The sequence below is a fragment of the Pedobacter sp. MR22-3 genome (assembly GCF_026240075.1).
GTDB lineage: Bacteria > Bacteroidota > Bacteroidia > Sphingobacteriales > Sphingobacteriaceae > Pedobacter.
Genome location: NZ_JAPIVF010000001.1, coordinates 851,760 through 866,236, shown reverse-complemented (window position 1 = coordinate 866,236; position 14,477 = coordinate 851,760). Strand labels below are relative to the sequence as shown.

Below are 14,477 nucleotides of genomic sequence, written 5' to 3'. Positions count from 1 at the left end.
TTTATTTTTTTAATTCTCTTATTAATTTTGCCGGTACACCGGCTATCACTGAATTTTCTGGAAATGACTTAGTTACTACAGAATTAGCACCTACAATACAATTATTTCCAATATTAACATTTGGCATGATGGCCACATTTTCGCCAATCCATACACTATTACCTATTGAAACCGGCCCTGGGCTAACTAAAGGTCTCGAATTGGGTGGCAACTCTAACGAATTTAGATCTGCTCTCCCATGAAAATGATCGGTTATAAATACTTTACTGGCAATTAATACGTCATTCCCTATAGAAATTTGATTAATACACGCAAGGTGACAATCCGAATTAATTGCTACATTATTTCCAATCAAAATTTTTGGTGAGTAGTGATTAAAATTATGTTCGGTATGAGCCTCTATTCTTAACCTTTCATTTACATAAAAATTGCTTCCAATATTCATACAATTACCACCAATTAAGGTCATAGGGTATTCAATATAAGAATTTTGTCCAATTTTTTGAAATGAATTTCTAATATACCCAGAATATAAATACGTTCGACATGACTTTAAACTTCTAAGAAGTTTAAATGGGAAAATATAAGAAATAAATACGCCAAATACCCTTAGAATTGATTTCATATAACTTATTTATTCCTTTTAAATAATGGAAATTTAGTTCTTATTGTTGAACCAATACCAGTTAAAGTGTTTAATTTAATAAAGCATAAGTAAAAGATACATATAAGTAAGATGCAATTAAGAATGTAACTTAATATCATATTTAATTGTGAACTTATAAATAGAGTAAGAACTACGCTTATTCCTAAGAAAACTATGTATTTAAAGTTAACGGTAGAAAATACAAAATTAGATATCTTTTTTAAACTCAATATCACAAAAATCATATTTAAAAAGCTAGCAATGAAAAACCCTATGCCTATACTCTCGAACTTATAAAAGTTCCAAAGAAAATATAAAAGACCTATATAAACACACTGCCTAAATGTCTCAGTTATAACGGCATACCAACCAGCATTTTTAGCCAAGTATAATACACCAAGGGGCCAACTAACTAACGTAAAAAAGGAACCAGCCATTTGCCAACGCAGAACTGGCACTGCAACTGAAAATGAAGACGAATACAAAATATTTATCCCAATAGGAGCGAAAATGATTACTGCGATCAACATAGGAGTTCCAATTAGTAAGGTAATTTCTAGCTGCTCATTAATTAACTTATTTGATTTTACATTATCATTTTGTACGAGCGTAAGCCTTGGAAAATAATCGGCGAGCATTGCGTGTAATAATACATTCATATACACTGTAGAAATAGTCATAACAGCTTGAAAATAACCAACCATTTCTATACCACCTTTTTTAACAAGAAAAGATCGTATAATATACATAGACAGTGTAGCTAAAAATCCATTTACAACTATAAAAAAGCCAAGCTTAGCCATTCCTATTCCACCTTTTATTGTCTCAATAAAAGAAATTGATAGATTTTCTACTTTAATTTTTCTAGCATATATCCATGAAATAGCCATTGCTCCTATTGATGTAAGAATCATACCAGGTACAATTCCATTTATGCCGTAAACATAATATAGAGGCATACTAATTGCTGTCCCAAATAATGTTCCAAATAAGTTTGCTTGAGCCATTTGGCTTATCTTCCTAAGCCCTTGAAGCAACGCAACCTGACTTGCTGATATTGAGGATGTTAATACTATAATAGACAAGAAGATAATGCTTTGAGTTTGATTTGTACTACCAAAAGAATGCAAACTAAAAATAGAACTAAAAGCCACGATGATAACCATACCAAGTAAACCAGTTCCTAGTGCCCATCTTCGTAGTATAGTTATCGTTTTAGAAACTTTGTTTTTGTCATCACTACCACTTACTTCTGCAATGTTTTTTACTCCACTGAAATTTATCCCAAATCCAGTCGCATCTCGTACCAAGTCTATTATTGTTTGAAATATCCCCGCCATTCCTACTCCCGAAGGCCCCAATAGAATAGCTAAAAATTTCATTCTTACGATACCAATTAAAATATTGAGAATTTGTGTGCCGCCTACAATACCAGTAGATTTTACTATTTGCTTATAAGACTCGTCTTTTTCCATTACTTTAAATTAAACAACCTTTTTATTGTTTTTTTTACGATACTAAAAATAGATCGCAAGTAGGATAAAAAAATCAGAAAATTATAGTCAAAATTACTATAATATGTTCTAATAGATTTTTTTATATCAGTCAATATGAAGGTATAATTGTTTCTTAAAACCTTAGTTTCACTATACCAATGAACCAAAAATTTATAAAACAAATCCCTTTTAATTTTTTCAAATGTTCTAAACTCTATATACTGTCTATCAAGAAGTTCTTTTACCATATCCAGATAAACTATAGCAAAGACTTGAAAAAGGTTATAACCACCTTTATTGCCGACCTCTATATTTGTAAATAGTGGATGATTAACGATTCGGTATCCATCTTTATTTATAAATTCAAACAATAATGAAGTATGCGGAAACATTGAATTGACGTTCCTCTTATTTAATAAGTCAAAATCGCTCCTCCAGATGCCAAAAATTGTACTCCATGTACTATAGAAAGATAATGTGTATAAAAACGAGTCGAAATTAGCAAAATTTTGTACCTTTTGATCCAACGTTCCATTTGAAAATAAAAGAACTGGTTTAGTCAGAGTAGCTTTCTTTATTTCATCTATTATTGCCTCTAAGGAACCTAATTTAAAAGAGGAATAATCATTATGTAATTTAAGATAATCACCATTTCCCATCTTAAGGGCTTCAATTAAATTTAAATAGCCGTAATTTACTCCACGAATATAAATTAAGTTTGACTGTTGAAATTTTGATTTAATAAATAATTCTGTCTCATCCGTATTTGAGCTATCGTAAATAACAACTTCATATAAGCTTTGATCTACTTCAGATTCAAATATACTCGTAAGAGTATTCATCAATATTTCAGCTCTACCCCTAGTTGGAATGCATATGGATAAAACTCTATTAACCTCTTCGTTTAACATAAGTTACCAATTAGACTGTTGTAATTTGGTGCATTAATTAAATAAACCGAGTTTTTTTTAATTTTGGAATAAGTTTTTTGCATATCGTTTGATTTAATGCTAAAAGAACTAAAAAATTTTAGTCACTTTTGATAAAAACCTTGTTGGTAAAGCAGCTACTATTGCAAGTTTACCAGCATAAGGTATGGCAATTTTTTTTGTAAAGAAATTATGCAAATATAATTTTCCACTATTAATTAATTCTCTCATCCCAATAGTACGTGGCGAAATATTGTAATGTCTACACACCTTTTCATTTGCCATTATTGATTTATAACCAATTGTAGCTGCTACTAAACCGCTTGTAAACACTTTCTTGATGAGCCTATAATAATCTGCGGTGCACAGTTTTAATCCATTTATAGAATTCAGATACCTATTAAATTCAATAATTCTCTGTTGTGGGGCAAAAAATAAATTACTTTCATCATAACTAAATGATACAACATCTGCGCAATCATCCTGCGTCTCTGTATGAATAATTGGAGAATTTATAACTAATGATTTACCTTTGATAGCCATCTCCCCGTTCAAAAGATCCATGTAAAATCCAAATTTCTCCTTTTTATCCAAAATATCTTTTATTAAGGAAAGCTTTTTTAATTCACTAACTTTATAAAACATACCAGATGGATGTTCCGATAAATAAGCATTATTTAAAAGAGAATCTATTCCTTGCTCATAAACGACATCATTACTTGAAGCTGTAATATTTATTGAACAATGGCCATAAACAACCGTAGAATTTTTTCTCAATTTATCAATCAATGTTGAAATCGACTGACTGTCTAAACGATCTTTATCTAAACAAAGAAGAGCAAAATGTCCATTTGCAAAAGTTAGTGCTTTTATAGGATTTATAGTACCTCCAATATTTTCTTCATTTCTTGAGTACTTAAGACGACTATCGTGAATCGCCTTAAGCTTTATCTCAGTGTCATCAGAAGAACAATTGTCAACTACGATAATTTCAATCTCATCGCTTTGATATTTTAATATATCCTTTACTAAATTAACTACTTTAGTTGATCTATTGTAGGTTGGTATACAAATACTAACGATGGGTGAATTTATAGCAATCATTGTTCGATTGGGCATTATTACTTTTTGTGCTTTAAATTATGAGATCTTCTCCAAATTGTTATTTGATTAATGCTAGTTTAAATTTAGTAAACTAACTATCAAAGCTGTATTTCTGGTATACATCCGCTATTTTTGTCTCTGACTTAAGTTTAACGCAATTTAAAAGCTTGTCTGCATTCAGTTTTAAGATTTTCATACCCACATCAGCCCTTTCAGTTTTACCAAAAATATCTTCTGGAACCCTCGCATCAGCCAAATTAAATAAAGATTCAACTAGTTCCTTCACGGAAAATTCCTCTATTCCTGGAACATTATAAATCCCACTTTCAATATTTGCCAAAATCGAATTAAAAAGGAGACTTATCGCATCAAAGATGTAAATATATTGCCTTACTTGTCCGCCAGATGTGAGTTTCATTTCTACATTATTATAAATAGAATTAAGCGTATAGGGGATTAATCTATTTTTGGATTCATTTTCACCATAAATTGTTGGTAAAATAAAATGGTAAAATTGAAAATTGGCATGTGCTGAACTGAAAAAACGGGTTAACGTTCTTTTTGAAATTGTATAATCAGTAGGAGCAAATAGTTGAGTACTTATTAAATCTTGCTCGGCAAAAGAAATGTTTTCTATGTTTTCGCCGATTTCAAAATATGATCCAAATGTAATAAAGGTTCCATTAAACCCAGCATCTTTTAAAATATTAAAAATGCTTATTGGCACAGAAACATTTAACTTATAAATAGCATCAACATCTTCCTTTAGACCGAATTGTATTCCTCCCCCCGCAGCATAAATGACAACATCAGAATTAACAAACTTCTGATTTCTTAAATTATCAGACAGTAAATCCAATTTAAAAAATTGTTCGTAATTGTGACTTTTTGGTTCTCCTCGTCCATACACGTCCAAGAAATATCCTTGTTCGTTACAATATTTTCCAATACAATTGGACATAAAGCCATTTGTTCCTATAAGAGAAACATTCATAGTGTGATGTGTTTAGTAGAATAAATGTTTACAATGGATCATATCCATTTGCAATACACGATGATAATTATTGTAAATAAGCTCTGATAACATCAGCAATATAATCATAGTGAGATTCATTTAATCCAGGCCAAACACCTAACCAAAAAGATTGATTCATGATGATATCGGTATTAGTTAGATCGCCAACTACACGATGTTCTACACCGGCATAAGCAGGCTGTCTTAATAGGTTACCAGCGAATAATAATCTTGTTCCAATCTTTTTCTCTTCTAAATGTTGAACCAACATGTGGCGATCGTTTGAATCACCTTCTCTTAATGTTAATAAGAAGCCAAACCAAGATGGATCAGAATTCGGTGTAGCTTCCGGTAAAATGAAAACATCTTCGAATTCTTTCATCCTGGAGTATAAGGCTGCAAAGTTTTCGCGACGACGTTGGATGAAGTAGTCTAACTTTTTGAACTGTGAAACACCAAATGCAGCCTGCATATCCGTAACCTTCAAATTAAATCCAATATGAGAATAGGTATACTTATGGTCATAACCATAAGGTAAGGACCCTAATTGTTGTCCAAAACGGCACCCACAGGTATCATCCTTACCTGGTAAACAATAGCAATCTCTACCCCAATCCCTAAAGCTTTCTGCTGATTTTGCAAGATCCGGATTGTTTACAATTACAGCGCCACCTTCACCCATGGTCATATGGTGCGCCGGGTAAAACGAGAATGTGGCGATATCTCCGAATGTACCAGTTTTCTTTCCTTTATATGTAGCGCCTAGAGAATCACAATCATCTTCTACTACCCATAAGTTATATTTCTTCGCTACACGCATCACCTCATCCAAATCGAATGGATTACCCAAGGAGTGCGCAATCATAATGGCTTTAGTTTTAGGAGATACTGCCGCCTCGATCATATCAGCTTTCACGTTATGTGAGGCAACATCCACATCAATAAATACAGGTATTGCACCGAATTGTACAATTGGATTAACCGTAGTCGGAAATCCAGCGGCTACAGTAATGACTTCATCTCCCGGTTTTATCGCACGATCTCCCAACTTTGGAGAAGTCAAAGCATAAAAAGCAACTAAATTTGCTGATGAACCAGAATTAACAAGAAGTGCTTTCGTAGCACCAAAATATTGTGCAAATTCGTGTTCGAATTGGCTGGCAAAACGACCAGCCGTCAACCAACCATCTAATGTTGCATCAACGCCTAACATAATATCTTCCTCATCTAAAACTTTCCCCGTAACTGGGATATAATTTTGACCTGGAATGATGGTCTGAGTTGTTTTCTGCTTAGCAATTGCACGCAATGCAGTTTCTAAATTTGAATCAGTGATATTCTTTAACATATGTTTTGTATTGTTCTGTATTTATCTATTTTAACATTCTTAAGTACCTTCCATTTCAATAGGTTTTGCGAAAGGTTCCATTTCGGTGATGGGTCTTCCGAACGCTATCTTAGGATAGGTATTGGTATGGGGATCAACCATCACTTGTAAAAGTTGTGGTTTGTCTTTATTTTCTTTGTTCCAAAGCCAATCTACACCGGATTGAATTTCTTCTGGATTTTCAATGGTTAGAGCCTCAATTCCATAGGCTATGGCAACTTTCTTAAAATCTGGGGCGCTATATCCCCAATAGGTTGATTGATATCTGGATTCAAAATAGCTATCCTGAAATTGCCTGATCATACCAAGTGTTTTATTATTTAATACTACGATCTTTACCTTAAGATTATTTCGTACAATTGTCTGTAATTCCTGGATGTTGATTTGCATACAGCCATCACCTATCAATACGACAACCGGTTGATTATTCAAGGCCACACATGCGCCTATACCTGCAGGTAAGGAAAAGCCCATAGCCCCCATGCCTCCAGACGTCATAAAGTGCTGGCCTTTTGACAACTCTAAAGATTGAGCAGCCCACATTTGGTGACTGCCAACATCAGCCAGATATACTTTATTATTTTCACCTGCTTTAGACAGTGCATGCATGAACTTATTTGGATTGATACCTTCGGGCGTAAGTTCATTTGTATCTGGCCATTCAGACCTTAGTTCATTAATCTTTTTTATCCATGCTTCAGGTAAACTAAATGATGAATTTTGGGTAGCTATTTCAAATTGATTAAAAAACTCAGTTAAATTAGCAACAATAGGAACACAACCTTTTATTCTATTATTAATCTCACCAGGTTCACAATCAATATGATATATTTTTCTATTTTCAATAAACTTAGTATCTGCACCTGTTTGTCGTATATCCAACCGACTCCCTAAAACAATCAGTAGATCACATTCACCAAAGGAAATATTAGCCCAACGATTTCCATAACTTCCGATAAACCCAACTCTTAAATGATCCTGATAAGCTATCGTGTCAAGACCTAACAAAGTAGTCACAACAGGCACCTGTACTCTTTCTACAAACTGATCAAAGGCAGTTTGGCTAGAAGCAGCTTTAATCCCTCTACCAGAAAGAATTAGCGGGCGCCTAGCTGATTTGATGTCTGCAATTAAGTCATTTAATATCTCTGGAGAGATATTATTAGCTTCCTCTTCTTTAAGATAGTTATCTGATACCTCTATTTGAGCCCTTTGTACATTCATGGGTATATCAATCAGTACAGGCCCTGGTCTACCGGAAAGCGCTAAAGCAAACGCCTTTTCAAAAACCTCTTCCAATTCATTAGCATCGTTAACGAGATAACAAGCTTTGGTAATTGGTTTAGCCATCGCAACAATATCAGTTTCCTGAAACCCCAATTGACGAATATCGCGATCACCTTTCTGTTCATGGGTATTGACTTGCCCGGTGATAAATACCGCTGGAGTAGAATCAAAATAGCAACTTCCAATACCTGTCAGTAGGTTCGTTGCACCAGGCCCGCTTGTTGCCAGTGCCACTCCAGGTAAATTTGTGATACGTGCATAACCTTCGGCTGCAAATGCAGCAGCCTGCTCATGGTGCATCGTAACAATTTTGATTTTAGTTGTTTGGTTTAAAGAATCTAAGATATGCGTGATCATCCCTCCTGAAAGTTCAAATACACTTTCAATTCCTTTTTTGCTCAAAAAGCTAGCAATAAAATCAGATGCCTTCATGGAAATTTTATTTAGATAGGTAATAATTTAAGGTTTTAGACAAAGCTACGTTAAAATCAGTAAAATCGATCACGCCAATTTCATCAGTAAGCTTGGTAATATCGCCTTGGATATGCATCGACTGGTTCTGACGATACGGAATAGCCCCAAAATTTAGCTGAAAAGATGGGTTTACTTTATCTCTGATTTGACTAAGCAGCGACCTTAATGTTAACGTATGATTTCCTGAAACATTGTAAATCCCAGATTTAATTTCACGTTCTACGATTGATAATAAAATTTTTGCAAAATCGCCTGCATATAAATAAGCGTATTGTTGTTCACCACCAGTGAAATCCATTTCCGTGCCAGTTTTCATCTTGTTAATAACTGAAGGGATCAACCAGTTGTCACTTTCCTTTTCGCCAAATACAGAAAACACCCTTAACCAAAGCCAATTGATATGATTAAGTTCAGAATAAGTTTTCAAGATTTGTAGACAACTCAATTTGATACTGGCATAAGCGCTCATCGGATGTACCACATCATCTTCTGAAACTTTGCGGCTGATATTGCCATATTCTGCCTGAGACCCGAGAAATATGAATTTTTTTAAATTTAAACTTTGAGTAATTTCTAAGAGATCAACTAAAAGCTCAATATTTTTTGCCTGGAGAGACCATTGATTTCGATCGTTAGCTTCAACTCCTATCCATGCACAATGAATAATTTCTGTAGGTGATTGCAAAATTACTTGCTGTTTCCATTCACCGGCATGATCAAGGTCTATCCATTTGATCTCATCGGCAAAAGAAATACACCTTGATAAATCTGATGTACTTCTTTTTAAGCCAATGATCTCAATATTATTCTGATTTAATATTTCTCCTATATGCGACCCTAAAAAACCTGTAATACCAGTTATTAATACCCTACGCATTTAGGTATGCTAAAATTTGATTTGCAGTGAATGCATCTATATATTTCTTATCAGAAACGAATGACTTATACCAGCTGATTGTAGTTTCAACAGCCTTAGCTGCATTCAACTTTGGTTGCCAGTGAAGATCAGCTATAGCTTTGCTAATGTCTAATTTGAGCAGCCCTGCTTCATGAGGTTGATTTGGTAGCTGCTCCACTTTAAACTTTCCGCTACCCCAACAATCAATTGCCAACTTTAACATTTCGCTTACCGGTAAGGCATCCGTTGCATAAGGCCCGAAATTATAAGCCACTCCAAATTTAACCGGATCAGCTTCTAACTTCATGCCTAATATCAAATAGGCGATAACCGGCTCCAAAACATGTTGCCATGGACGTACAGATTTAGGATTTCTAACTACTATTTCTTCATCCTTTGATAAAGCCTTGGCAATATCCGGGATTAATCGGTCTTTTGACCAGTCACCGCCACCAATCACGTTTCCAGCTCTGCCAATGGCTATGCCTTTTTGGTGAATATCAATTTTTGCCTTATTGAAGAATGAGTTTTTATAAGAATCGATAACCAGCTCCGTACATGCTTTACTGGCACTATAAGGATCGTATCCACCTAAACGGTCATTCTCTCTGTAAGGATAATCCCACTCGTTATTGTGGTATACCTTATCCGTTGTGATTAAGACGACAGAGCACTTTTTGTCAAGTAATCGAACGGCATCCAATACGTTTGCTGTACCAATGGCATTGACTTCAAAGGTCTCGGAAGGGATATCATAAGATAGCCTCACCAGCGGTTGTGCCGCTAGGTGGAAGATATAATCTGGCTGGAAATCAAGAACAGCTTTTTTTAGCACTTCACGGTCTCTCAAATCAGCGATAACTGATTCACAAATTTGATCACCATCGATTAAATGATATAAATCATTTTCGGTTTGGGGAGCCAAGGCATAACCCTTTACCTCTGCGCCTAATAATTTCAAGGTTTTAAGCATCCATGAGCCCTTAAAACCAGTATGACCGGTTAGAAAAACCTTCTTTCCGGAATAAGTTTCTTTCAATTGATCCAACATACTACCAGATTTTCCATTTAGCCTGACCTGTTGACCAAAGTTGTTCCAATTCAATTCGATCCCTTAAGGCGTCCATCGGTTTCCAAAAACCGCTGTGTTTATAGGCAGCCAACTGTCCATCGTTTGCAATTTCTTTCAACGGAACATTTTCCCACTGGATGTCATCCATATCACCATCTAAATATTTAAAAATACCTGGCTCTAAAACAAAAAACCCGCCATTAATCCACATCCCATCACCCTGCGGTTTTTCTACGAAGTGATTTACGGAACCATCCTCGTCCATTTCGATGTTGCCGAAACGGCCGGGCGTTTGAATGCTAGTCAATGTGGCCAACTTACCATGACTTTTGTGAAAGTCAACAAGATTGGTAATATTGATATCAGCTACGCCATCCCCATAGGTCAGCATGAAGGTTTCATCCTGCACATATTTTTGAATTTTTTTAATTCTACCTGCAGTGTTGGTGGTTAAACCCGTATCCACTAAGGTAACTTTAAAAGATTCAGAATTGGAAAAATGGACGTCAACCTTATTCTTCTCAATATCAATAGATACATCTGAATTATAGAGATAGTAATTTAAAAAATACTCTTTAATGCTTTGCGCTTTGTATCCTAAACACAATACGAAATCATTGTAGCCATAGGCTTCATATATCTTCATAATGTGCCATAAAATCGGCTTACCACCAATTTCAACCATTGGTTTCGGCCTGGCTTCCGTTTCTTCCATCAGCCTGGTGCCTAAGCCACCTGCAAGTATTACAACCTTCATATCTTTAATTTTGGATTTCTATTTGTACGTTTTCTGTTAATGGATGTGAGCAACATAATAAATACTCATCCTCTTCTAAGTCATTTCTTTCCTTTGTGAGGCCAATCATTTTGATAGCCCCATTCATTACTTTACCTTTACAAGTACTGCAATTACCAGTTTGGCAAGAATAGGGTAACTCAATATCCGCATCTAAAGCAGCTTCTAAAATAGTTTTGCCTTTAGCTATTTCTAGCTTATGTAACTTGCCTTCGAAAGTAAGTGCAATCTGTTGGGTGTGGATATCTATAAAGTCTTTGGGATCTTTAACCAATTCAAAATCTTCCGAATAAACATTAATTAAGCGACCAAACTTAGTTTGTATGGCACTTTTAACTGACTCTTTTAAACCTGTCGGTCCACAGATATAATGCGAGCAGCAATTTGGATCAAGTTTGGCATCTAAAATGGATAAGGCTTTAGCTTGATCAATTCTTCCTTGTATCAAGTATGGATTTCCCTCATCAAGCACAAGTTTGGTATGGAAATGCCTAATGGTTAATCTTTCAGCATAATTAGTTTTTAAAGCTTCAATCTGATCTTTAAATATAGTTGTTTCTTGGTTTTTATTTCCATAATTCAAATGCACATTTATATGCTCCGTTGAATTTAGAATATGCTTAATAATGGATATTAAGGGTGTAATCCCACTACCTACACCCCAGAAATAAACATCGGTTAAATCATCATTTGGTTCAAAGATAAAATCACCCATAGGTGGCATGGCCTCAATTGAATCCCCCACTTTGACCATATCATTAATGTGATTGGAAACTAAACCATTTTCCACACGTTTTATAGTGACTTCCAGAAATGAATCTACACCGGGACAAGAAGAAAAAGAATAGGGCCGGATATACCGTCTGCCATTAATTCTGAAAATTAATGTGAGATACTGACCCGCAATATATTTAATTTTCTTTAACCCGGGTTGTTTGAAGCATAAAGTTATAGTGTCATCAGTCTCCCTTCTAATTTCTGTAACTTTCAGAGTATAATTTGTCATCACTCTTAACCTCTAATTTTGGTAAATAAATTAGTAAACCAATTTTCAGTTTCTTTCTCTTGTCCATAGTTGCCATATCCGTATCCATAACCATAATGTTTGGTGTTAATATCATTTACAACTATAGCAATATTCTTCATTTTTTTACTGTTATAAAGATCGTTTATAATAGATAGATGTGCCTTTTGAGTTACCTTATGTCTAATTAAATACAATGTCATATCGGCATATTTAGCAAGCAATTGAGCATCTGTAATAACACCAATTGGAGGCGCATCCATAATTATATAGTCAAATTGCATTTTTAAATCAGCTATCAACTTTTCTGTACGATCACTCATTAATGTTTCAGCAGGATTTGGAGGAAGTGGTCCGGATGAAATAATAAAGATATTTTTATTAATAGAAAGTGGTTTTATAATATGCTCCATCTGAATAGTTTTATCAATAGTAAAATTACTGAAGCCAACTTTATTTGAAACACCTAATTTTTCAGATAGTCCAGGCTTACGCAAGTCTAATTCCATTAATAATACCTTCTTCCCAGCCAATGCTAATATATTACCTAAGTTTATGGCAGTAAATGATTTACCTTCGCCACTAGAGCTAGAGGTTAATAGAATTACTTTTTCATCATCGTTTTTAAGGTAAAATGATAAATTCGTTCTTAGTGCTCTGAACTGTTCTGATATTGTTGATCTTTCTTGATTTGCAACTATTAAATTATCATTATCTGCATTATGGCTTATTTCACCAATAATAGGTACATCAACACCAGATTCAACTTCTTCCTTAGTTGTGATAGTTGTATTTAATAATTCAGCAACAAATAACAGCCCAATTGGTATTGCAAATCCAAAAAATAAACTGCATAAATAGACTAAATTCTTTTTAGGGCTGATTGGAGTTGCATCAGCTTTTGGTGGATCAATAGTTTTAGCTATTGAAATATTAGATGTTTTTGATATGGCAGTTTCTTCAGCCTTTTGCATTAAGAAAATGAATAATTCTTGTTTTATTCCTTGATTACGAGCAAGTTTCAAGTAATTTTTCTCAATCTGCGGTACTTTTTCTACTCTATTCTCAATTTGTGAGAGTTGATTTCTTAATTTATCTCTAGTAACAACGTAAGTATTTTTAGTGCTTTGGATATTTCCAAGTATTCCCTTTCTTAAGCTTGCAATTTGGCTATCGATATTTTTAATAAAAGGGCTGTCTTCTGTTACACTTAAAAGTTGTCTATCTCTTTCAATTAATAGAGCATTATATTGATTCATTAAGCCTGAAAAAACCATGTCCGATGGTAATAAAGCAGTTGGAAAAACTCTCTTGTTTTTTGTTTCATCCTTTAAATAAGCTTCGAGATCTTCAACTATGATAACTTGGGTTTCTGCTTTAGCAAGATCGTTTCTATATTCAGATGTATTTTGAACCAGTAGCTTACTTTGTTCTGATAAATCTGCCAGCTTGTTTTCTCTTTTAAAAGTTTCTTGGTTATTTTCAACATCGCCAAGTTCATTAGATATGATACTTAATCGATTCTGTATAAATTTTGTTGTACTATCAGCAATGGTATTTTTATCTTCTAAACTCGAGTTAATATATCTTGAAATTATAGTATTTAGTATATCCTCTCCTTTCTTTTGAATTGGGTACGACAATCCAAGATCTATAATTGTAGATAATTTATTACCAACTTTCACTGATAATTGACGCATTAAATTAGACACTCTTTCGTCAATAGAAACTATTTTCACTTCAAATTCGCCTTTTAGCTTTCCCTCGTTATCAGTATTTGATAAATAAACAGTACCTACTCCATCTACTTTAAACCTTTCATTCCATGAAACGACGTATTCTTCATTATCTGCTTTAACCTTTAGCTTATTACCAGTGGATTGCTGAACCTTTAGGACAGTACTTGATATTGTATCAACTCCTTTTTCTATCTGTAGCTTGAAAGGCGCTTGATATATTTCTCTGCTGTAGAAACTTTGCTTTTGAGAATAAATGATGTTTAGCTGCATTTGCCGTACAACCTGTTCCATCAAAAACCTAGTTTTTAATATTTCAGACTCATTATCTACAGAACTTTTGCCCCCAATTAATCCACCAAAATCCATTAAAGCACCTGAGCTTGCTCCTGATGAACCTTTGTCATTATCATTTATTAAAAGACGAGCCCCTATCTGGTAAGTAGGTGCAGTATAGGTATTATAAATTGCTCCAATAATAAGACACAATACAATGCTTATTAAAAACCAAATCCATTTATCATAAAATTTAGTTAAAATATTTTTAAAATCAATTTTATCTTCATCATTCCCACCCAAATCGTGATTGTTATATTTCGAATTATGCATTTTA

Annotated in this window: 12 protein-coding genes; all 12 read right to left on the bottom strand. The window is 34.1% G+C overall.

Annotated elements, in window-relative coordinates:
- Nucleotide 1: 1 nt before the first annotated feature.
- A complete protein-coding gene (locus OQ267_RS03765) occupies nucleotides 2-625 on the bottom strand; it encodes a DapH/DapD/GlmU-related protein (RefSeq protein ID WP_265834950.1) in 624 nt (207 codons plus the stop codon).
- A gap of 5 nt (nucleotides 626-630) precedes the next feature.
- Nucleotides 631-2,121 (bottom strand): oligosaccharide flippase family protein, encoded by a 1,491-nt coding sequence (locus OQ267_RS03760; RefSeq protein WP_265834949.1) that lies wholly within the window; start codon nucleotides 2,119-2,121, stop codon nucleotides 631-633.
- Nucleotides 2,121-3,053 carry a glycosyltransferase family 2 protein gene (locus OQ267_RS03755; protein WP_265834948.1) on the bottom strand — a complete coding sequence of 311 codons (933 nt, stop codon included), beginning with the start codon at nucleotides 3,051-3,053 and terminating at the stop codon, nucleotides 2,121-2,123. The genes OQ267_RS03760 and OQ267_RS03755 overlap by 1 nt, the downstream gene beginning before the upstream one ends.
- 108 nt (nucleotides 3,054-3,161) lie before the next feature.
- Complete coding sequence (locus OQ267_RS03750; protein ID WP_265834947.1) at nucleotides 3,162-4,175, bottom strand: glycosyltransferase family 2 protein; 1,014 nt, start codon at nucleotides 4,173-4,175, stop codon at nucleotides 3,162-3,164.
- 91 nt (nucleotides 4,176-4,266) lie between these two features.
- A complete protein-coding gene (locus tag OQ267_RS03745) occupies nucleotides 4,267-5,169 on the bottom strand; it encodes an NAD-dependent epimerase/dehydratase family protein (protein ID WP_265834946.1) in 903 nt (300 codons plus the stop codon).
- A gap of 67 nt (nucleotides 5,170-5,236) precedes the next feature.
- Nucleotides 5,237-6,538, bottom strand: a complete 1,302-nt coding sequence (gene rfbH / locus OQ267_RS03740) for a lipopolysaccharide biosynthesis protein RfbH (RefSeq protein WP_265834945.1) — start codon at nucleotides 6,536-6,538, stop codon at nucleotides 5,237-5,239.
- 39 nt (nucleotides 6,539-6,577) lie between these two features.
- On the bottom strand, nucleotides 6,578-8,296 hold the full coding sequence (locus tag OQ267_RS03735) for a thiamine pyrophosphate-binding protein (protein ID WP_265834944.1): 1,719 nt from the start codon (nucleotides 8,294-8,296) through the stop codon (nucleotides 6,578-6,580).
- Nucleotides 8,297-8,303: 7 nt separating this feature from the next.
- Complete coding sequence (locus OQ267_RS03730) at nucleotides 8,304-9,215, bottom strand: NAD-dependent epimerase/dehydratase family protein (RefSeq protein WP_265834943.1); 912 nt, start codon at nucleotides 9,213-9,215, stop codon at nucleotides 8,304-8,306.
- Nucleotides 9,208-10,341, bottom strand: coding sequence for a CDP-glucose 4,6-dehydratase (rfbG, locus tag OQ267_RS03725; protein WP_265834942.1), 1,134 nt, complete (start codon nucleotides 10,339-10,341; stop codon nucleotides 9,208-9,210). The genes OQ267_RS03730 and rfbG overlap by 8 nt, the downstream gene beginning before the upstream one ends.
- The gene (gene rfbF / locus OQ267_RS03720) at nucleotides 10,289-11,065 is read right to left on the bottom strand and encodes a glucose-1-phosphate cytidylyltransferase (RefSeq protein WP_265834941.1); all 777 of its coding nucleotides are present in this window, start codon (nucleotides 11,063-11,065) and stop codon (nucleotides 10,289-10,291) included. The genes rfbG and rfbF overlap by 53 nt, the downstream gene beginning before the upstream one ends.
- Before the next feature lie 4 nt (nucleotides 11,066-11,069).
- Complete coding sequence (locus OQ267_RS03715) at nucleotides 11,070-12,110, bottom strand: ferredoxin--NADP reductase (protein WP_265834940.1); 1,041 nt, start codon at nucleotides 12,108-12,110, stop codon at nucleotides 11,070-11,072.
- Nucleotides 12,111-12,115: 5 nt separating this feature from the next.
- Entirely contained in the window at nucleotides 12,116-14,473 is a 2,358-nt protein-coding gene (locus tag OQ267_RS03710) for a GumC family protein (RefSeq protein ID WP_265834939.1), read from the bottom strand.
- Between the last annotated feature and the right edge of the window lie 4 nt (nucleotides 14,474-14,477).